Genomic DNA, 22,582 nt, shown 5'->3' with positions numbered 1-22,582 from the left:
AGGAGCAGCATACCTTTCATCCATTAGAATCGCACTGCTATGCTACCTGCAAATCTACGTAGCATTCCGGGAGTAAAGGTGCCGGAACCACCTGTATAATAAGCCTTGTTACCAATATTATCAGCTGTAATAGCAAACCTGTATCGTGCATGATTGTAGAATAGCGATGCATTGATAAGCGTATAACTATCCAGGTAAAACTGGCCGTTCGTTGTATTATTAATGATCAGATTACGGGAGGCATAATTTCCTCCGGCGCCTATTCCTAATCCCACTGGTAATTGATAACTGGCATAGAAGTTATTAAAGGTTAGACACGGTCCTGTATGTTTTCAAACAGCCTGATATGAATATCTTTTTCATGATACTTTATGATCATAATCCGGAAGTAAATTCTGATCACCAATGCGAGCACTACGGCCAGCATAAACACGGCTGACCACACACTGCCTTGTTCAGTAAACAATATTTTTCCGTAATTGTAGATGCAGAATAAAAATGCGACTGCCATAGCCAACCGGAACAGTTGTTTCATTTCCGGGTAGAAATAGCTAGCCCTGATCCTGTTGTATACAGAACTTAACAAATGTTTCATACATATTTTTTGGGTGATCGGAAATACATAGCACATGTAAATTACTTACATGGCATAACAGCGAAGCATAAATCAATTAGCAGGAAGGAGGATGGAAACAGGAACGGGGCATTTTAACAATTGTACTATCATTATTGATAATGTATTCCTGTGCAACAATTACGGGTAAATTGATATTCAGCGTAAACAGGGGGTAATTCGAGACAACAAGCTCATCACGGTTCTCACTTCTTTTTTCCGGGGCTTTATTTTCCCGGTTTTCTTCCTGTTTTAGCTTTTTCATCATCTGGCACTTACCATTACAATGCATAGAAGGGCGGGCCTTATTTTCACATTTTTCGGCAAATGTGGCTGTGTTGGCGTAATAATCAAACACAATAAGAACCTTGTTTAATGACTGGGCCATAAGGGCAGTCATTAATAAGAATACTGATATTTGCTTAAAAATTGCCAATTCCTGATTTTGGGGCAAAAATAACCTTTATCATGGATATTTTTTATTTGTTGTAAATATTTTCTATTTCACCTTTTTGCGGCAGAGTATATAAAATATGTTTACTTTTGCTCGTCAATTGCCAGCAAAACTGTTCATGAACCATTGCTTTAAACATATAGTCCTTTTTCTAACAATGGTTGCGATTTTTATTACAACCTTTAGCAAAAGTATTATCCTTTTAAACTTCTATATTAATCAAAAGGCAATTACAGCGCAATTTTGTATCAACAAAGACAAGCCAATGATGCATTGCAATGGGCATTGTTATTTAAAGAAGCAGATACAAAATGAACAGCAACAGGAGCAGGCACTTGCTGATGCTTTTGGCAAGAATGAGCTATTTGTTTTTCAGCCTGGTTTTCCAATGATACCTGTAGAAATTTCTCACGAAAACAAATTTTTAGCAGATCCCTTTGTTCCCAATAAGACTTCCCTATATCAGCCTTTAATCGATAAAAGATTACTGAAACCTCCCATTTTTATTTAGACACTCCGCTATTAAAACTTACTGAATCAATTCGCTTATTCCGGTAAATATGTTTTACTTGTAATACGGGAATTATTTTTTCTATGCACTATAAAATAAATAGTGTTGATAGTAATATATCAACACTAAAAAACTGTGCATTCAATAAATAAAAATGAAAGAAATCGTATGCATATTACTTGGATTGTTTCTATTCACGGATCTACAGGGACAATCCATCAGTGGTACAGTGAAATCCGCCAATAGTAATATCATTGAAGGAGCCACTATTACCATTTTAAATACAAACAAATCAACTATTACCGATAAGCAAGGGGATTTTAAAATTGCCAACATCTTACCTGGAACATATCAATTAAGTATTAGCGCTATGGGTTTTGCAACAAAACTTATCGGGACAAAGGTGGTTGCTAACAAAGCAATAGAACTGAATATCACATTAACTGAGCAAAACCGTCAATTAAGTGAGGCTGTCGTAACGGCTAACAAAAGAGAAGAAGATATTATGAAGGTCGCCACTTCAATTACTTCCCTTTCTGCAAAAAAGATAGAAGATAACCGTATATGGGGCCTGGGTGATCTGGCCGCTTTAGTACCTAATTATGCTTATCAGGAATTGGGTGTTGCCTACGAACAAATTCAATCGATCAGAGGTATCCAGGCTTTCAGTGAAAACCCTGCTGTTTCTACCTATATAGATGATGTCAATAACCTTGATATTCTGGCCAATGGTTGAGCTTTAACAGATATAGAACGAATTGAAGTATTGAGAGGCCCTCAGGGAACCTTATTTGGACGGAATGCAATGGGAGGCGTGGTGAATATCATCACTAAAAAACCTACCAATAAAACATCGGGCTTTGTCGAAGCAGGAGTAGGAAATCAGGGTCTGCAACGCTATAGTGCTGGCTTTAAGACGCCAATTGTGAAAGACAAATTATTTTTTGGATTTACCGGATTGTTTCAAACAAAGGATGGATTTTATATAAATGATACTACCGGGACCGGCGCAACAGATGGTAGTATAAACGGGAAAAAATTGGGTGGTACGAAAAATCTGTATGGTAATTTATTTTTAAAATGGTTGCCCTCAAGTCGCCTGATGCTTACACTGAACATTAAAGGGCAAAGGGACTGGAGTAATAATTCTACTTATATGGTATCGCAATTTAATGACTCCGTCGGATTTGCTGATCCAAATAAATTGAATCTTGGAAGAATTGGACAAGATCAAAGAAATATATTCAATAACTCCCTGGTGGCTAAATATTCATGTAACAACTTTACGCTCACTTCAATTTCTGCCTACCAGAATATCCGTATGGGATATAAGGACATTTATTTCCCGGGGTATTATAGTTCCTTTTATGATAAGAAACCGGGAGAATTATTACCACCACAGGTAGTTTATAGTCAGGAGGTACGCATTAACTCCAATAATGATAAAAGGTTCCAATATACAGCAGGCATTTACGGTTTTTCACAGAAAAGCCATGGTGGGGATAATGTCTATGAATTATCAGAGTCTGATGCTGCAGCGTATGGTTTGGCCACAGGTTCATACATCATTTCCAGGAACGATGCTAAAAACTATGGACTGGCTGGTTTTGGAGAGCTGAGCTATCAATTGGCAGATAAATTTAAAGCCACTGCTGGTTTGCGTTATGACTATGAAAACAGGCAGTCAACATTCAACGGTTTTGGTGATGCTGTACTGGTAAATGGAGAAGTAACAAACTATGTTGCTGATACCACAGCCAAAGGTACTTATTCTGCTTTTTCGCCCAAACTTGCTCTTAGCTATGCCGTAAATGATCATGCGAATGTATATGCTACTTATAATCGCGGTTTCCGTGCAGGAGGCATCAATGCACAGCGATTTACAACAAGTACTAACGCAAAGCAAACATTCGATCCTGAATACTCTGATAATTTTGAAATAGGGTATAAGACTAGCCTTGCACAAAATAAGGTCAGTATAGCTGCATCAGCATTCCTCATTAAATGGAAAGATATGCAGATGAGTAACATCGTTTCCCCATTTACTTATGCGTTGGAGAATGTTGGTAATTCACAGTCCATGGGTCTGGAATTAGAAGTTTCTGCTATACCTGTAAAAGGTTTGCAGGTAGATGGTAGTGTTGGTTTGAATAAAACTAAATATGAAGACTTTGAATTGACCAGAGTAGATTATACCACTGGGGTAGAAACAAAAACACAGGTAGCCGGCAATAGTTTGTCTAACACGCCAGGCCATACCATCTATCTGGGTGCACAATACGAGTTTGGAATAACGAAAAAATTAAAAGCGGTGGTTCATGGAGATATCAGAAATATAGGTAAATATTATGCTGATATGCAAAATTCTATCAAACAACCTACTTATACCCTGGTAAATACCAGAATCGGATTAAATTATAATAGTTATGGGTTGTTCTTTTGGGGCCAGAACTTAACCAGTGAAAGGTATCTCTTATACGGTAGCGCTGATAGTAGTTTTGGTAGAAATGTTATTATGTCATCTCCCAGTACATATGGTGTTACATTAAGTGCACGGTTTTAAACCAGTCATTCATTTTAAAAATAGTCAATGAAAAAAAATATGATAGCTTTTGCAATAGTGATGACTATTGCATCCTGCAAAAACAAAATAGAAGAAACTGCCCGGTCCACAAAAAGTCACGACGAGCAATTGGCGGAAATGTTTCCAAAACCCAAAATAGATGTCAGGACAGTAGGTATCTTATTATATGATGGCTATTCTACTTTAGATGCGATGGGACCTTATAATGTATTGGGAGAGCTGATGGGAACAAATGTCTTTTTTGTTGGTTTGCATAGAGGTTTGATAGCAGATGCAAGAGGTATGAAGGTACAAATAGATACTACGATTGCTGACGTAAAGCACTTAGATATCCTTGTAATTCCAGGTGGCTTTAAAGAGACTTATGAATTAACCAAAGACACAACATTGCTCAACTGGATAAAGTCGATAGACTCATCCTCTGTATTTACTACAAGTGTATGTACAGGCGCCTGGATTCTGGGTGCAACAGGTCTGTTAAATGGTAAAGATGCTACAACACATTGGTGGGGAAAGAAGATTTTGGCTGATGAATTTGGGGCTAAAGTGCAACAAAAAAGATATGTCAGAAGCGGTAAATACTGGACAAGTGCAGGTATTACTGCCGGAATGGATATGGGTCTTGCGTTGATCAATGAGATCAGAGGTGAGAATTATACCAAAGCGATTATGCTTGATCTGGAATATGATCCACAACCGATATTTAAAGGTGGTAGTGATTATAACACTGATACTTCTATTGTAAATGCAATGCGCTCCATGTATGATATGGGAATGGAAAAAGTATTGCATCCGGTAACTTCCTACAAAGACATCAAATTTGATAATGCGAAAGACTTATTCTGTGGAATGCCATTAAATATGGGAGTTACGGATACGGTACATTATAATGGCAAGATATATGGATTTTGTAGTAAGGGATGTAAAGATGGGTTTATGCAAGATCCTGCTTCATACGTTGGAAGATATTAAGGAGAGCAGTATTGGATGAAATATGCTACAATGTAATAATCATAACACGCAGCGCATATAGTATAGATTTATTGCGCATAATATTATTATCATTCATCTATTTAAGGAATGCTTTATTAGATCATATCTTTTGATAATTTCTAATAGTGCATAAGTGCATTATTACGTGGACATGAAAACAATGATTAATTGAACAACATGAAGAAAGAAATTACGCTAATTATATTGATTTCTATTGCCTTGTTTCCTACCAGCGTAATCGCTCAGGAATATGGTAAAAAAGATTTAGACACAATTACGATCAGTACGAAAAACATCAAAGCCATTGATTCTTCGAGCTTTCAGGCTGCAAGACTTCCTATAAAGGACTGTGAAAACCCACAGGTGGTCAATTCAGTAAACGGAAAATTGATCTCAAACCGGAATAATTATACGCAATCCGCGCTACTTAATAATGTGGCTGGCGTAACGCCAAGCTGGGCTGGTATCGCTCCTAATATCACTATCAGAGGCTTTAGAACAAGGTCCAATTTCAGGAATGGGTTAAATGCATTTTTGGCCTATAACAGTGAAACGATCAATATAAAACAGTTAGATGTTATAAAAGGACCAGCTGGTACTTTGTTTGGTAGTGCGAATGTTGTATTTGGTGGGATTGTTAACAGCATTACCTATAAACCGGAAGATGCTACCTTTACCAATATTGAAATTGCAGGCGGTAATAACAATTTCCAGAGAGTGACAATGGATATAAACACACCCTTGGATTCCAGCCATGATGTACTATTTCGTATGATGGGTGCCTATACCTATAAAGAAAGCTTTCAGGATGCCGGATTATACAGGAATATCTTTCTGACCCCCAGCTTATCTTATAAAGTAACCCCGAGATTACAACTTGAGCTGGAGGCTGAATTTGAGAGACGAACATCTACCAATAGTACATTGCTTACTCCTTCTAATCCTTTAGTGAATGGTGTATTGACGAACGCTCAAAGTTCCGGAGCTTTGCACCTGGACTACAAAAGATCATATACGGATAATAGCCTGCTTTGGAGAACTACAGGGTTGAATCTCTATGGCAAGGCAATTTACACCATCTCAAATCAATGGAGGTCTGAAACAAATTTTGTAAGTGTATATGGTTCCTCTGATGGCACCTACCAGACCAATACGTTAGTTCAAAACAATACAGCCGTAGCTCGGAAAATGCTATACTATAATCCGGAAAATATAATTAGCCAGCAAATCCAGCAGAATTTTATTGGGGATTTTAGGATAGCCAACTGGCGGAACCGTTTAGTTGCAGGGTTGGACTATTACCACTATATCTATCTTTCTGATTATAGTAGTCTGGGAAAGAATTTTGATACTGTGGCCATCACTAACCCCGGTAGCAGTGCTGCGAAGTTGTCTGAACCATATTTATTAAACTTACTAAGTGGTTCTACCCCTTACCGGACTAAATCAGAACAAAATATTTATTCCGCTTATTTATCGGATGTTATAAACCCAATAGAAGCACTATCCATTACACTAAGTGCAAGAGTTGATCATCTAAACAATCCAGGTACATTAGATCAGAATGCAGGCACTGTGTCCGGGAAATATGACCAGACAGCATTTTCGCCTAAATTGGGGATTACTTATCAGTTGATTCCACAAACCTTTACTGTATTCATTAATTACATGAATGGCTTTCAAAACGTAGCACCAACATCACAAACAAATGGTACTGTTATGAATTTTAAGCCACAATATGGTAATCAGCTGGAAGGGGGCATAAAAATTTCTACCAGGAACAGAAAAATAAATGCAACCTTCAGTTATTATGATATCAATGTGACGAATGTTGTCCGTACTAATCCCAATGACAATACCCTTTACATACAGGATGGTAAACAATATAGTAGGGGGCTGGAAGCCGATCTTACTGTGCAACCTCTCAGCGGATTGTACCTTCATGCCGGTTCCGCAAATAACGATAGTAAACTTACCCTGGCAGATGCAAATACGCAGGGCTTAAGACCTGTTAATTCCGGTCCGGAATGGTCAGCTAACTGGTTTGCAAATTATCGATTTTCAAATGGACCTGTCAGTGGTTTGTCCGTTGGATTTGGAGGCTACTATGTAGGTCGAGATCTGATTATTGATAGCAAGTCTGCCGGACAATTTTATACGAATGAGTATACCGTATGCAACAGTATGATCAGCTATGAGCATAGCCGTTTTACCTGGGCATTTACGGCAGATAACTTATTCAACAAAAAGTATTATTATGGCGGGCGTGGCTTTATCAGCCCCGGAGCTTTACGTCAGTGTATACTATCTGTAAAAATGCATTTTTAATCAGTTCAAAATTTAATATGAAGGTAAAGCAGTTCACCAAACTATCATTTAAAGTGCATAGCTGGCTCGGTCTTATGCTGGGACTGCTTTACCTTTTTTTTGGATTGTCCGGCAGTATGTTGGTTTTCCAGAAAGAAATTGAGCAATCGTGGTGCAAGGATCTGCATCAGATTAGTGTACCTGCAGCTGGCAAACGAATTTCTTTAGATTCATTATATAGAAAGGTACTGCTACAACACCCCCATATACGCAGAATGATGGTCAGACAATTTCCTGAAAGGGCATCAGACTGCTATGAATTTATGCTGTATCTATATCAGCAGAAAACTACTGATAACTATTTGTATAGTGTATTTGTCAATCCTTATACTGGTGAAATTATCAGGGAGGGAAATTTCCGTTCATTTCAGACTTCTTTTTTCAGGTGGCTATACTCCGCTCATTATTGTTTCCAGATTGATAAACCCGGACGGTTGATGACAGCAATTATTTCCATTTTATTTATCATTAGCATCATAACAGGTTTCATCATTTACAGGAAACAAATAATTAAGGTGGTCACATTCCAGGTGAAGTTTAAGTTTGGGAAAAGCACATCGACTTTTTCATCGCTACATAGGATAGTGGGTGTATGGAGCCTGGTGTTTAATTTTATCCTGTTCTTTACTGGTTTCTGGATGAATAAGTCGCTTTTCCTGCCAGCTGAATGGGCAATCGTTCCTTATCAAAATAAAACCGTCATGATCAAAGGAAACCTTGACAGCATTTTGGAGAATACCGGGAAAGTGGTTGGGTTTACGCCTGTTGCGATGATGGTTTCGGCTGACAAAGAAAAAGATGTTATTGTAAGTGGAGCTTTTTCATCCACCGTAAATCCCCTTTATAAAGGAAAAGGGAGTGACCTTTATTTTGATGCTAATACAAACCAGCTCAAGCTGATTAATCGGATTGAAGAAAAGCCATTTTCTGACCGTTTTTACTGGATGCTTAAAAGGTTGCATGTTGGCGAATTTGACAGTCTTCTTTTACGGTGGATGTATGTGATTATAGGTTTGACCCCCGGGATCCTTTCGCTTACAGGTTTTTATTTGTACTGGAAGCGAAAAGGGAATAGCAAAAGGTACAGCCGGTGATATTGAAGGCCTTCAGATGATAAATCCCGAGGCTTTTTTGCGTTTGAAACCAAATGTTTTTTTCATGGCTTACATAATATTGACAATCTCAGGTCAGGGGGATACTCCCTTAACTCATTGAATTTCATTTGTTACCTCACTTTTCAGGCTTTTAAATTAATGCAAGGATAGCATCAGCTATCATTGAATCGATCATATACCATATAAGATCATAGACAGCTAAGGACAGTTAATCGGAATTTTATTTTTACTTTTCAAGGCTTAAGTCAATTTCCCTTATGAAATCCTATAATCTGTAGTTCACGTTTTCACCAATAAACCCTCAAAATCAATAACCTATGAAGCAAAAAACAATAATGCTGTTATTGCTGGTCTGTACGTTAGCCACCCATGCCCAAGTGGTACTATACAGTGATATTAATTATGGAGGCACCGCTATCTCATTCCCCGTTGGAAATTACAGGCTTGCAGATATGAATGCGGCCGGTTTCCCGGATGATGGCCTCTCCTCTTTTTCCATCCCTTCAGGGTATCAGATTACCTTTTTTGCGGATGATAATTTTACCGGAAAATCCTTTAGTTCCACTGCATCTTCTACATGGATTGGTACTGAATGGAATGACCAGGTAACCTCTTTTATTGTCAGCATGATTCCCCCTTCACAGGGAACGGCCAACTGGATCTGGTCCCCCAATGCTGGTCCGGCAAACACCTGGATCGCTTTCAGGAAAAAGCTAAGCCTTGCATCCAAACCCGCTTCCGCACTCACTAAAATTGCCGCAGAAAATAAGTACTGGCTGTATGTAAATAATCAGCTGGTGGTAAAAGATGGTGGGCTCTCTATTCGTCCTGATCTGGTGAATACCTATTATGATGAAGTAGATATTGCACCCTATCTGCAGGCTGGTGAGAATACCATTGCCGTATTGGTATGGTATAAAGGAGGACAGAATGGTTATTCAGAACGGGCTGTCGGCAATGGCGGTTTATTATTTGATGCCGGTTCCGTAGTTGTGTCAGATGATACCTGGAAGTACAGCGTGCATCCTTCTTTTGGAGCTACCACTCAATTAATTCTGAACGGACAGGATTACAAATGGATTGCATTCCCTGTTTCCTATGATGCCGCAAATGAACCCGCCGGCTGGACAAGTGCAGGTTTTAACGATGCCTCATGGGCCACAGCCGTAAAGAAAGGTCTCCCCCCAGTTGCACCCTGGAATTCACTCGTACCCCGCGGTATCCCATTCTGGAGAGAGGCTGAATTAAGCAATTATCAGAATTCAATACCAGCCTCTGTTACAGCTAATACGACCATTACCGGAACTGTTGGTACCAATATACAGTTGCGTCCCTATTTGCACGTAAATGCCCCTGCAGGCGTGAAAATAAAAATTACTGTAAACAGGCATTACTGGCAGGAATATATTACCAAAGCCGGTGATCAGGAATTTGAATGTTTTGCATGGCAGAACTCAAGTAATCATACCGTTACCTACGAGTTCTCAAACGTAACAGGGACAGTACAGATATTGGGTCTGAAATACAGAGAGTCCAGTTATAATGTAGATATCACCGGCCAGTTTAATTCTTCTGATGCATCGTTAAATACTTTGTGGACAAAGGCTAAAAACACGTCCAAAGTATGTATGCGTGATCAGTACTATGATTGTCCTGACCGTGAACGTGGCCAATGGTGGGGAGATGTATCTGAACAAATCCTCTACTCATTCTATTTATACGATACCAGTGTAAATAAACTGACACGCAAAGCTTTCCGCGAATTGATGAATACACAGAAAGGAAATGGTTCCCTCTATACAACAGCACCAGGTACCTCCTTTCATCTGCCTGATCAGAACCTGGCCGCAGTTGCCATGATCTGGAAGTACTACATGTATAGCGGAGACAGAGCTTTGTTACAGGAAATCTATCCGCAATTAAAAAAATACATCCAGTTTTGTGTAGCCAGCTCTAATGCTGACGGTATGCTCCTGTTGCAAAATGATGCATGGAACTGGATTGACTGGGGTACTAACATTGATCCCGTACCTGTAGGCAGTGCCAATACGGTGTTCAACGCACTTTATATCTCTGTTCTGGAAACCGCTATTAATACGGCAAACCTTTTAGGCCAGACTGCCGATGCGACTTATTACCAGGGACTGCAGACAAAGGTGAAGAACAACTTCAATAATTATTTCTGGAACAACGCATCACGTGCCTATATGTCCAGCAATGTGTCATCCCGTTTGGTTGATGACAGAAGTAATGCCTGGGCTTTATCTACCGGACTGGCCAATGATCAGCAGAAAGCCGGTGCGCTGAGTGTTTTGAAAAACAGAAATGATGCAGGTCCATACCAGGAAATGTACGTTGAAGAAAACCTGTTTAAGCTGGACCCAACTGCTGCTATTACACGCATGAAGAATCGTTTTACACCGATGATCAACAGCTGGTCATCTACCCTGTGGGAAGATTTTACAGAAAGTAACAGTAATGCTGGATATTCCAGTAATAACCATGCATGGTCTGCCGGTCCCTTGTATGTGATGAGTGCTTACCTCCTGGGTATCCGTCCTACACAGCCTGCTTATGTTGAGTTTACATTTGCTCCACAGCCGGGAGGCGTTACGCAATTTGCTGGCGTAGTACCCAGTGTGAAAGGAAATATCATCGCCAGCTTCTCTCTTGGCAGCACTGGTTTTACACAAAGCCTCACATCTCCTTCAGGCACCACTGCCATTGTAAGTGTTCCAAAAGATGTATTGTCCACCCTTATTTCTGAGATTAAGGTAGGAGGTGTAACCGTATGGAAAAATGGTACTTTCTTAGGTGGCGTGAGTGGTGTTACGTTCTTTCAGCAGAATGATGTATCTGTACAGTTTAAAGTGAGTCCGGGAAGCTGGGAGTTCACCGCTTTGCCATTTAGTAGTACAGATCCGGTGATCACTTATGTAGATTGTAATTACAGCGGAACTGCTGTCAGTCTCCCTGTAGGCAACTATACCCTGGCGCAGATGAATGCAAAAGGTATACCTGATGATGCGATTTCATCATTGGTAGTAGCCGAAGGATATAAAGTAATTCTGTATGCAGATGATAACTTTACTGGTCAGACAGAAACGCTGACTGCAAATAATAACTGTATTACCTGGTCTGCACTCCATGATAAAACGACCTCTATACGTGTGTTGACGAATGGCGTTACCAATCTCTCAGGTACGTATTTTATACAGAACAGGGCCAGTGGTTTACAGATGGATGTAAACGGAGCATCTACTGCCGATGGTGCCAGTGTCATTCACTCTGAGTATAATGGTAACGCCAACCAGCAGTTTATCTTTACACATCTGGGCGATGGTAATTATAAGATCCTCGCTAAACACAGCAGCAAATCGCTGGATGTAAATGCCGCTTCTCTTTTAAATGGTGCCAATGTAATTCAGCACCCATATCATGATCCGGTTGAAAGTCATCAGAATTTTATCATCGTTGCTACCGGAGACGGTTACTATAAGATTATTGCTAAACACAGCGGAAAGGTGTTGCAGGTAAATGGTGTTTCAGGCGGAGGACTGGTACATCAATGGTCAAATATCGGACAGATAAATGGTCAGTGGGCATTCACCGCCGGTGCGGCTGCTGTTGCCGCAGAAACTACGTCCTCACTTTCTGTAGATCCAAACCCTGCTACAAGCATGATAACGATAAAATTGGCTGCTACAAAAGAAGAAAAGCTTTATATGCGTATTTACAATGCATCCGGAACATTGGTGAGTCCGGCCCGGAAGATTTACAGCGGTCAGCAGTTTAATCTGTCTGCATTGCCTGCCGGGCTTTATATTGTCAATGTTACGATTGGTGACAAAGTTTTGAGTAAAAAGGTTGTGAAGTACTAATTGTAAGGAAGGTTCATCAGGAATGATGGACCTTCCTTGTTTCCGAGCGCTGGCTGGAAACTTGTCCCGGGGAGCCTGCAGAAAACTTGAAATCCTTCAAGTGGTCTTATCAAGAACGATTTGACAGTAAGTGTCCTGATAGATTATATTTATCATTTTTGCTAAAAAAAAGTTGGAGCATTAAAAATCTATCTTATCTTTGTCATGTATTAAAAAATATTGATGCCGGTAAAAGATGCACAAACAGAGAGACTGATTATAGAAACCGCTATGCGGATTTTTTTCGTGGAGGGCAATATTCATGCTAAAACACAGACTATTGCTGATGCTGCTGGCGTAAATAGGGGCCTTCTTTATTATTATTTTAAAAAAAGGGAGCAATTACTTCAGGTGGTCTTCAAAGAAGCACTGTCTGTTATAGATATGCGCATGCGGGAGCTGTTTTTTAGAAGCAATATGTCATTTAGAGAGAAGATAGGGCAGTTTGTTGAATTCTTTATAGACAACAACTTAAAGTATCCTTATCTCGAAATGTTTCTCATTACAGAGGTGAATAGTGGCGCACATAATGTACTAAAGCCCGCATCAGAAGAAGTTAAATTCTTATTAGTAAATATTGAAAAGGAGCTGAAAGAAGAAATAAAAATGGGAAATATACCGGATATGTCAGCTCAGCAGTTCATGGCCAATGTTATTTCACTATGCGCATATCCAATCATTTCTAAGCCGTTGCTTAAGGAAATGATGATAATGGACGAACATAAATATCAAATCTTCATTAAAGAACGAAAGCAGCTGGTGCTAAAGGTGCTTTTTAGAAATTAGTTAAAGATAGGTGCCCGGGCACTTATTTTTTTATCTTTTATTTAGCAAAAATGCTAAATAAAAACGTCGTATCGATGCGTCTACATAGACGCTTTTTTTAGGTATTTAATTTAGCAAAAATGATAAATAAAAACAGGAGAACGCTTCGGTTGTTGTTATTGTCGGCCGGTCTAATAGTATCTTCAGTATCCCCTGCGCAGCAAATTTTTACATTGAACCAATGCCTGGATACTGCATTAAAAAATAGCTTGCAAATACAATCCGACCAATATGGACTGGAAAAAACAAAAGCTGATGTAGGACAAGCCTATAGCAGCCTGTTGCCAAACATAAGTGCCAGTGGATATTATCAATACCAGTTTAAAGTACCGGTGCAAATGATTCCTGCCGATCTTTTCGGTGGCACCCCAGGTACCTACCAGGCAGCACAGTTTAGCGTACCGCAAACAAAATCAGGGTCCCTGGATATTAGCCAGACTATTTTTAACGCTTCCTCCCTGATCGCCCTTAAGGCTGCAAAAGTTTCCCTGAACATCAACCAACTACAAATTCAAAGCTCCAAAGAAGACCTGGTATATAACGTTTCAGCTACTTATTATAATATCCAAACCATCCTGAAGCAAATTGAACTGACAACCAAAAACCTCTCTAATACTGAAGAACTCTTACAATCGACCAGCGATCAATATAAATCAGGATTGGCGACTGAAACTGATGTCGACCGCCTGTTTGTATCAAGAGACAATACAAAGGCTGACCTTGAAACTGCTTCCAATAACCTTGATAAGGAATACAACGTGCTGAAACTATTCATGAATGTTCCGCTGGATACAAAGTTAACCGTGAGTGAGTATGAGGACAATCAGCCTCTTATTTCACCGGAGCCGCCCGGACTGGATATTATGAAAAAAACAGACTATCTGCAGGTGCTTGAAAATAGACATCTGGCTGAAATTCAACGTAAGAATATTAAAGCAGGATACCTGCCATCTCTCACGCTAAGTGGAAACTATGGCATATCCGCCTTTTACTCAAATGCCAATCCTTTTAACAACCTGAATGATAAATGGTACTCATCTTCTTCTTTCAAGGTTGCCTTGAGTATACCCATCTTTGATGGTTTTAGTAAAAAGTACCAGATAAAGAATAAGTCTATCGCCATTAAACAATATGATATACAAGCCGAACAAATTAAACAGCAAAGCCTGAAAAATGTGGCTAACGCGAATGCTGATTTAAAAACGAATATCCTCACTTTACAGGCCAAGAAAAGAAACCTGAACCTTGCACAAAAAGTACTGGATGATATTAAACTGCAATATCAGAATGGGATTGCAAAAATTACTGATGTCATCAATTCCCAAAGTGAATTATATACCGCGCAAAACAATTATATAAAAGCCATCATCAACATCAAACAGGCAGAACTGGAGCTTAAAAAAGCACAAGGCACCTTACTGAATCAATAAATACTATTAAAACATGAAAGCTATTATCCGATATGCTATTACCGGGGGGATCATAGTAACCCTTGTAGTCATTGTCATCGTCAAATTGAAAGGTAATCAGGAAGAAGTCAAAGAAAAAATATACAGGAAAGATCCGGAACAAAGAGTCGCCATCCAGGCAGACACCATCAGAATGGCATCGATGGTTCAGAATACTACTTTTCTGGGAGCATTTACACCTGTAAGGGAGGTAAGTATTTCCTCTGAAACTGCCGGGAAAGTTGTTACTATCAATATTAAAGAAGGCGATGCTGTTTCGGCCGGGTATTTATTGGCACAGTTAGATACTGATCTTTTAAAAGCCCAGCTGGCCTCTGCAAAAGCAAGTTATGATAACGCGGTATCTACACTACAACGGTATGAAGGTGCTGCCAGTGGGGTTACTAAATTGCAAATGGATAATGCACGCACACAGATCATGACCAGTAAAGCGGAGGTAGCACAACTGGAAAAACAAATCAGTATGTGTACGATCAAAGCCCCATTCAGCGGTATCATTACCGCTAAAAATTTTGAATTGGGAGCTGTAGTAGCTGCGGGTAGCCAGATAGCGGAGTTGACGAATATCGATCAGCTTAAACTGGAAATAAATGTACCGGAGGGTAACATTACTTCTTTCAAAAAAGGCCAGGATATTACTGTCGGTACAGATGTGTATCCTGATAAAAAGTTTATTGGTGTTGTTGATATGGTAGGTGCAAAGGCGGATGCATCTCATAATTATACTTTAAAGATCCTTGTTAATAATAGTGATCATTTACTGAAAGCAGGTATGTATGGTCGTATTCAACTTTCTGAAACGGGGCATGCTCCTGTTATTGCTGTTCCGCGATCTGCACTCATCGGATCATCTAAAGAACCGGAAGTATTTGTAATTGAAAACGGTGTGGCCCATATTCGGGTTATTGAAAATGGGGCGGGCAATGAGACGGAAGTACAGGCAAAAAGTGGACTGAAAGAAGGAGAGATCATTGCGACAGGCGGACTGGTAAACCTTTTTGAAGGGGCAAAAGTGACGATCCCTAATAATCATTAAACAAGTAATTATGTCATTAACAAAAATAGCGATAGACAGACCTTCCATGATCATTGTGATCTTTACCATTCTGATAGGAAGTGGATTGTTTTGTTATACCATGTTGAATTACGAGCTAATGCCGGATATATCCCAGCCTACACTGGTAGTATCTACGTCATATCCGGGCGCGACACCAACAAACGTAGAGCAGACAGTAACGAAGAAAATCGAAGATGTATTAAGTGGGGTAGACAGATTGAAAAATATGACATCTCAATCTATGGAGGGTAATTCGGTTATCCAGGCTGAATTTACGATGGGCACTGATATTGATAATAAGCAACAGGAATTGCAGCGTAAAATCAATAATATTATGTCTGACCTGCCCGATGATGTAAAAACCCCTTCCATCTCTAAGATCACTCCCAGTGATCAACCGATCATGCAGCTAACGGCCACCTCTGCGATGGATAATGCCCGATTTTACGACATTGTAAAAAATGAAATAAAACCACAGTTTCAACAGATCGGCGGGGTCGGAGAAATTACACTTTTAGGTGGACAGGAGCGGGAAATTCAGATTAATGTTAATAAGGAAAAACTGGACTATTATGGATTATCTATTGCGCAGGTAGTAGATGCTGTGAATCGTGGCAATGCAGAATTTCCTACGGGAAAAGTCAAGACACGGCAGCAACAAATGACGGTTCGGGTAACCGGCAAGTTTACATCTGTTGCTGAAATTTCAGAATTAGTGGTTGCACAGCCTGTGACAGGCAGTGTAATCAAACTGAAGGATATTGCTACTGTCAGCGATGTAGTAAAGGACGCTGTGGCTGTGAGTCGTTATAATGGTGTCAATGGGATTGGTATATTGATCAAAAAGCAGAATGGAGCCAATGCCGTTGAAATTAGTAAGCAGGTGAAAGCCAAATTAAACCTGTTACAGAAAAAATATGCTTCACAAAATGTAAAATTTACCATTGCTGATGATACTGCAGATTTTACTATGGAGTCTGCTGAAGCGGTAGAACATGACCTTTTGATTGCAATTATACTGGTGGCCACAATTATGCTTCTTTTCCTGCATAGTCTGCGCGATTCACTAATTGTATTGGTGGCTATTCCTTCATCTCTTATTTCAACATTCACATTGATGTATCTGTTGGGATATTCGCTGAACCTGATGACATTACTGGCCCTTTCATTGGTAATAGGTATACTGGTAGATGATTCCATCGTTGTGCTGGAGAATATACACCGTCACCTGCATATGGGGAAGCCTAAAAGGCAGGCTGCACTGGATGGAAGGATGGAAATTGGATTTTCTGCCTTAGCTATTACAATGGTAGATGTGGTTGTATTTGGTCCTATCGCTTTAGTCAATACAACAATCGCACCTATGCTAAGGCAGTATTCCCTTACCATTGTTATTGCCACATTATTCAGCCTCTTCGTTTGTTATACGCTCACTCCCTGGTTGGCATCCAGGTTTGGAAAAATAACTACACTGAATGAAAAAAACTGGTTGCATAAGATCCTGATCGGGTTTGAGGAGCTTATTCACCAATTGACAAACTGGTATACCAATGCTTTAAAATGGGTGTTGCATCATAAGTTGATAATGACAGCTATAGTAATTTTTTTGTTTGTAGCCACTGCTGTTGTTATGAATATGGGTATACTGGGAAGTGAGTTAGTTGCGAGTGGGGACCAGGGGAAAATTCAGCTAAAACTTGAATATGATAAAAATACAACGGTCATTCAAAATAATCTGACTACAAAGCGTATAGAGAATTATCTGTTATCATTACCTGAAGTAGTATCCGTTTTTTCAAATGTAGCAGGGCCCAGTACTTCAGGGCTTCAATCTGTGGCAGCAGTAGGCAGTGAATATAAGTCTGAATTGACAGTTAAACTGGTGGATAAAGCTGTTCGCTCGTTGACGACTGAGCAATATATGATTCAGAAAAGCCATGAAATTGAAAGGAAATTTCCGGGTGTTAAAATTCGCTCCAGCGTGGTGGGGATGGTAAATATGGGAGATCCTATCCAGATCGTATTGAGTTCGGAAAACTATGATCTGTTGATGAAGACGGCAGGTGAGCTGAAACGCAGGATAGAAGAAATGCCTGGGACCAACGATATTTCGTTAAGCGTGGAAGACGGTAATCCTCAGGTAGAAGTAAATATTGACAGGGATAAAATGTCCCAGCTGGGATTGGATATAAATACAGTAGGAAGTACCTTGAAGAATGCATATGCCGGAAATACAGATGCGAAGTTCCGGGTAGGTACAAATGAGTATGATATCAATATCAAGTTTGATGATTTTGACAGACAGAATGTATCTGATGTGAAAAACCTTGTATTTGTAAACACAGCCAATCAGCAGATCCGGTTGTCTCAGTTTGCAGATGTAGTGCAGGGAAGTGGGCCGAGTGTATTGGAAAGGAAAGATCGCAGAACGGCAGTGACTGTGAAAAGTAATGTATTAGGAGTGACATCTGGTATTGTGACCGATATAATAAAGCAATCCTTAATGGAGCATCCGCTGCCTCCGGGTGTTGATCTGAAATGGAGCGGGGATGCAGAAAGGCAAGAGGAATCAATGGGTGCGTTAGGGATAGCCATGATGGCTGCGCTGGTATTGATGTACCTGGTAATGGTAGCATTGTATGATAGCTTTGTATATCCATTTGTGGTGTTGTTTTCCATACCCGTGTCATTTATTGGTGCCTTTTTAGCGCTGAACCTGGCAAAATCATCTATGAGTATGTTTACCATGCTTGGAATCATCATGTTATTCGGCTTGGTAGCAAAGAATGCTATTCTGATTGTAGATTTTGCCAATCACAGGAAACAGGAAGGGGAGTCGACATTTGATGCACTGATCGATGCCGGGAAAACAAGGCTCCGCCCGATCCTGATGACAACTGTAGCCATGGTAGCCGGTATGTTTCCTATTGCTATAGCACATGGTGCAGGTTCTGAATGGAAAAATGGTCTTGGCTGGGTATTGATAGGTGGGTTGAGTTCCAGTCTTGTACTGACAGTGTTTGTAGTTCCAATGGCTTATTATGTTGTGGATATGATAAAAGATAAATTGCAAAAACGTAAGACTAAAACTTTTAAAAGTGAAGGTTTATTAGCTTCACACCAGGTATTATCGTAATAAAATCTTTTTTAGGTCCGAAATGATCTGAATTACAGTTGTAGGTTTAAGTAAACACCTGTGTATTCTTACACGGGTGTTCTTTTTTATGTAGTAAATGGTGGGTGAGGTGCTTAAGCAGCCCAGCGTTTAATTTGGTCTATGATTGTTTTTATCGTGGGCAACTGTTCTAAAGTTGTAGCTGTTGATTCTGAAATACAAAATCCAACGACATTTAATTGCCGGAATCATCCCCAATTTTATCTAGCCCCGGCATCTGAATGTATGATGTATAAGATAGAAACGATATCTTTATAAAAGATCCATCATCATTTCGCAACCAATCTAATCCATATGCAAAACTGGTTCTTTCTATCCGTTTTCTTAGTTTCTTTTGTTGCCTGTCAACCACGAACTAACGAAAAACCCTTTATTGCTATTGAAGGCATCGACTCAACCATCCGGCCTGGCGATAATTTTTATAATTATGTAAACCTAAAATGGTATGATACCGCACAAATACCACCCAGCCAGTCGGGCGTGGGAGCATACCGGTTTATGAACTATCAGCAACGTCTCAGGTTACAGGGTATCCTTGATAGCGTATCAAAAAGTAATGCCCCCGCTGGCAGCCTTGAACAAAAGCTCGGTGATTTCTTTGCAGCCGGAATGGATACCAATACCGTCGATCAGCGTGGCTTTGAACCTCTCAAAACCGGGTTATCCCGGATCAATGCCATCACCAGTATTGCTGATATGCTTTCATTCATAGTGGAAGAAACCAAATTGTCAAACCCATCTCTTATTGATTTTCAGGTTTCACCCGATCAGGAAAACAGTAGCATGAATATGGGGCATATTTATCAAACTGGTATCGGCATGCCTGACAGGGATTATTACTTCAAGACTGACACTGCCACCGTTGCTATACAACAAGCATATAAAAAATATCTCTCAGATCTTTTTAATTTGACGGGAAGCGATACTGCGTTAGCGCAAAAAAATGCAGTACTTGTTTACAATATCCAAAAGCAACTGGCAACATCACATAAAACCAATATTGAACTGCGGAATATAAAAGACAATTTCCATAAGGTAGCGCTGGCTGATTTAAATAAGCAACAACCTAATATAGGATGGAAGAGTTACTTCCAACATCTGGGTGCTTCCATGGATTCGCTGGATGTAGCCCAGCCAGGTTATTATGATAAGTTGAACACCCTCCTCAAATCGATCCCGCTCGAGGATTGGAAAATATACCTGAGAGCGAATTATATTAGTAATTATGCTGACTACCTCAGCAAACCCTTTGTAAATTCATCCTTTGAATATAATAAAGCCCTTACGGGGCAGGCTATGCAAAAAACACGCGGCGAGACCATGTCCAGCGTTGTAGACGCCTACCTGGGCCAGGCATTGGGACAATTATATACGAAGCTATATTTCCCGGAGTCTGCCAAAACACGGATGCTGGAGCTTGTGAATAACCTGCAGAAAGCATTCTCCAATAGGGTAGACTCGCTGGACTGGATGAGTGACAGCACCAAACAAAAAGCCAAGGAGAAATTATTTGCCATCACCAAAAAGATCGGATACCCCGATAAGTGGCGCGAATATAAAAATGTAACCGTGGTGAGGAATAAATATTTTGAAAATGTGGTATCGGCAGCCGCGAACAACTTCCAATATAACCTGGCCAAACTGGGTAAGCCAGTTGACAAGACCGAGTGGTTCACTACACCTTCCACTGTTACTGCTTATAACAATCCTTACGCCAACGAAATTGTGTTCCCCGCCGGCATTCTGCAACCGCCTTACTTTGATAACAACGCGGATGACGCACTTAACTATGGTGGTATTGGCATGGTGATCGGCCATGAAATGACGCATACGTTCGACGACCAGGGTGCCCAGTTTGATAAAGACGGTAATGTAAAAAGCTGGTGGACACCTCAGGACTATGAGAAGTTTAAAGCCAGGACACAACAGGTGATTGACCTGTACAGCCAATTCACCGTATTAGACAGCATTCATGTAAAAGGTGCGCTTACAGTAGGCGAAAATACAGCAGACCTAAGTGGGATTGCCGTAGCATATGATGCGTTTAAAATGACCAAACAAGGCCAGGATACAACAAGGATCGGCGGCTTTACACCAGATCAGCGATTTTTCTTTTCAATAGCCAGGATCTGGCGGGTGAAAATGAAAGACGAATACCTGCGTTACTGGGTCAATAACGATCCCCATTCTCCACCCATTTGGCGTGTAAATGGCCCACTGATGAATATTCCGGCTTTTTACTCAGCGTTTAATGTGCAACCAGGACAGCAGATGTACCTGGAGGAGAATAAGCGGATCAGGATTTGGTAAATTGCGGAAGGTGCGAAAATTGTCCCTCATGGTCTGCTAATTAAGTTAACGTTTAGTAAAACATAAAGGCGAAGTATCCTAAGTAACAGGAAGGTCATGAGAATTGCAGGTACGGGAATTCTCTCCATATGGTACCCGAATAAAAAGGGGGCGTCTCGAAGTTTTGAGATGCCCCCTTTGCTATTTCTGCGTTGATGAAGTACTCAGCGCAGTATCATTCCTTTTCTACATTTGCAGTTAATTTCTGAAGCAGCGCAATTTGTTCTACCTGCATGTCGTAAAGGGTTTTAATTTGTTCCCTCAATAATAAGTCCATCTTCTGATCCAGGCTTCGAATTACGATTTCAGATTTCATATTGATCAGGTAATCATTTTCATTTCTCATCCGGTCCTTTTCTTCCTGGCGGTTTTGGCTCATCATTATGACAGGTGCCAATTGCTCAACTAAACATTCTTCATTCATTTATCTACTATGGTCATCCTTAAATGGAAAAAGCCACTGGTATTTTACCAATGGCTTTTGTCACAATATGCTCTCTAGTCAAATTGAATAACTGTATCCAATGAATGAACTATGCCGTTAGATCCAATACTATCCCTACCCTGCAAGACAGCATTATTAATTGTAACCTTTCCGGAAACAAACTTCACTGTTAATTCCCTGCCATTTGTAGTGACTAGTTTCTGATTATCTTTCAGATCCTTATAGTTGGTGATCCCATCTATCACATGGTGATTCAAAAAGGTAATTAAACTTTCTTTGTTTTCTGTCTTTAACAAGTCATTCATCTTAATTGCTTGTAGTTTGCCAAACGCAATATTAGTAGGCGCAAAAATTGTAAAAGGTCCTTTTTGAGACAACTTTTCATCTAATCCCGCCGCTTGTATGCTTTTTGACATAGTGGTCAAATTTCTATCCACCACAATTACTTCCACAACATTTGACATAATGTTTGATTTATCTGCTGGTAGAATAACCTGCAGCTTATGTAAGTTAGTCTTATTGTTTGATTAACAACTATTTATTATTGGGGTATGTATCAGGCTGGTGCTATAAAAAGCAGTATCTCAATGCGATCCCATGTTCGGCCCGCTAAAAAACTTTCATTGATCAGTAAGCCTTCAGAAGGCTTTTTTGTATTGAATTTGCTAGTCATCATCCCACCTAAAAGGGGCTGACCCAAAAGTC

At 40.0% G+C, this 22,582-nt stretch carries 17 protein-coding genes; 12 read left to right on the top strand and 5 right to left on the bottom strand.

Annotation, left to right across the window (positions count from 1 at the left end; all coding sequences use genetic code 11):
- Positions 1-23 precede the first annotated feature (23 nt).
- The 3 genes from BW716_RS27770 to BW716_RS27760 all read right to left on the bottom strand — a co-directional run bounded on the left by BW716_RS27770 (position 24) and on the right by BW716_RS27760 (position 1,001).
- The gene (locus BW716_RS27770) at positions 24-275 is read right to left on the bottom strand and encodes a TonB-dependent receptor (RefSeq protein ID WP_083729156.1); all 252 of its coding nucleotides are present in this window, start codon (positions 273-275) and stop codon (positions 24-26) included.
- A 35-nt stretch (positions 276-310) separates the two neighbouring features.
- The gene (locus BW716_RS27765; RefSeq protein ID WP_143709073.1) at positions 311-595 is read right to left on the bottom strand and encodes a hypothetical protein; all 285 of its coding nucleotides are present in this window, start codon (positions 593-595) and stop codon (positions 311-313) included.
- A gap of 76 nt (positions 596-671) precedes the next feature.
- Entirely contained in the window at positions 672-1,001 is a 330-nt protein-coding gene (locus BW716_RS27760; protein WP_143709072.1) for a hypothetical protein, read from the bottom strand.
- Positions 1,002-1,146: 145 nt separating this feature from the next.
- Here BW716_RS27760 and BW716_RS27755 point away from each other — a divergent pair, with 145 nt between their 5' ends.
- The 12 genes from BW716_RS27755 to BW716_RS27700 all read left to right on the top strand — a co-directional run bounded on the left by BW716_RS27755 (position 1,147) and on the right by BW716_RS27700 (position 21,393).
- Positions 1,147-1,578, top strand: a complete 432-nt coding sequence (locus BW716_RS27755; protein WP_083729150.1) for a hypothetical protein — start codon at positions 1,147-1,149, stop codon at positions 1,576-1,578.
- A gap of 154 nt (positions 1,579-1,732) precedes the next feature.
- A complete protein-coding gene (locus BW716_RS27750; RefSeq protein ID WP_083729148.1) occupies positions 1,733-2,314 on the top strand; it encodes a carboxypeptidase-like regulatory domain-containing protein in 582 nt (193 codons plus the stop codon).
- A gap of 12 nt (positions 2,315-2,326) precedes the next feature.
- Positions 2,327-4,141 (top strand): TonB-dependent receptor, encoded by a 1,815-nt coding sequence (locus BW716_RS38140; RefSeq protein ID WP_368678004.1) that lies wholly within the window; start codon positions 2,327-2,329, stop codon positions 4,139-4,141.
- A gap of 27 nt (positions 4,142-4,168) precedes the next feature.
- Positions 4,169-5,134: a DJ-1/PfpI family protein gene (locus BW716_RS27740; protein ID WP_083729144.1), complete on the top strand. Its 966-nt coding sequence runs from the start codon at positions 4,169-4,171 to the stop codon at positions 5,132-5,134.
- A 198-nt stretch (positions 5,135-5,332) separates the two neighbouring features.
- Positions 5,333-7,483: a TonB-dependent siderophore receptor gene (locus tag BW716_RS27735; protein WP_083729142.1), complete on the top strand. Its 2,151-nt coding sequence runs from the start codon at positions 5,333-5,335 to the stop codon at positions 7,481-7,483.
- A 17-nt stretch (positions 7,484-7,500) separates the two neighbouring features.
- Complete coding sequence (locus BW716_RS27730; RefSeq protein ID WP_143709070.1) at positions 7,501-8,616, top strand: PepSY domain-containing protein; 1,116 nt, start codon at positions 7,501-7,503, stop codon at positions 8,614-8,616.
- 338 nt (positions 8,617-8,954) lie between these two features.
- Complete coding sequence (locus BW716_RS27725; protein ID WP_083729138.1) at positions 8,955-12,518, top strand: RICIN domain-containing protein; 3,564 nt, start codon at positions 8,955-8,957, stop codon at positions 12,516-12,518.
- A 222-nt stretch (positions 12,519-12,740) separates the two neighbouring features.
- The gene (locus BW716_RS27720; protein WP_083729136.1) at positions 12,741-13,343 is read left to right on the top strand and encodes a TetR/AcrR family transcriptional regulator; all 603 of its coding nucleotides are present in this window, start codon (positions 12,741-12,743) and stop codon (positions 13,341-13,343) included.
- A 119-nt stretch (positions 13,344-13,462) separates the two neighbouring features.
- On the top strand, positions 13,463-14,812 hold the full coding sequence (locus tag BW716_RS27715) for a TolC family protein (RefSeq protein WP_083729134.1): 1,350 nt from the start codon (positions 13,463-13,465) through the stop codon (positions 14,810-14,812).
- Positions 14,813-14,825: 13 nt separating this feature from the next.
- Complete coding sequence (locus tag BW716_RS27710; protein WP_083729132.1) at positions 14,826-15,887, top strand: efflux RND transporter periplasmic adaptor subunit; 1,062 nt, start codon at positions 14,826-14,828, stop codon at positions 15,885-15,887.
- Between the two features lie 10 nt (positions 15,888-15,897).
- Positions 15,898-19,044, top strand: a complete 3,147-nt coding sequence (locus tag BW716_RS27705; RefSeq protein ID WP_083729130.1) for an efflux RND transporter permease subunit — start codon at positions 15,898-15,900, stop codon at positions 19,042-19,044.
- A gap of 333 nt (positions 19,045-19,377) precedes the next feature.
- Positions 19,378-21,393 (top strand): M13 family metallopeptidase, encoded by a 2,016-nt coding sequence (locus BW716_RS27700; RefSeq protein ID WP_083729128.1) that lies wholly within the window; start codon positions 19,378-19,380, stop codon positions 21,391-21,393.
- Between the two features lie 214 nt (positions 21,394-21,607).
- Here BW716_RS27700 and BW716_RS27695 read toward each other — a convergent pair whose 3' ends face one another.
- Together BW716_RS27695 and BW716_RS27690 are read right to left on the bottom strand one after the other, a co-directional pair.
- Complete coding sequence (locus BW716_RS27695; protein ID WP_083729126.1) at positions 21,608-21,856, bottom strand: DUF1003 domain-containing protein; 249 nt, start codon at positions 21,854-21,856, stop codon at positions 21,608-21,610.
- 74 nt (positions 21,857-21,930) lie between these two features.
- Positions 21,931-22,341: a fasciclin domain-containing protein gene (locus tag BW716_RS27690; RefSeq protein WP_083729124.1), complete on the bottom strand. Its 411-nt coding sequence runs from the start codon at positions 22,339-22,341 to the stop codon at positions 21,931-21,933.
- Positions 22,342-22,582: the final 241 nt, after the last annotated feature.

Origin of the sequence: [Flexibacter] sp. ATCC 35208 (assembly GCF_001975825.1) — a bacterium.
GTDB lineage: Bacteria > Bacteroidota > Bacteroidia > Chitinophagales > Chitinophagaceae > Chitinophaga.
This window is presented reverse-complemented; position numbering and strand designations above follow the sequence as displayed.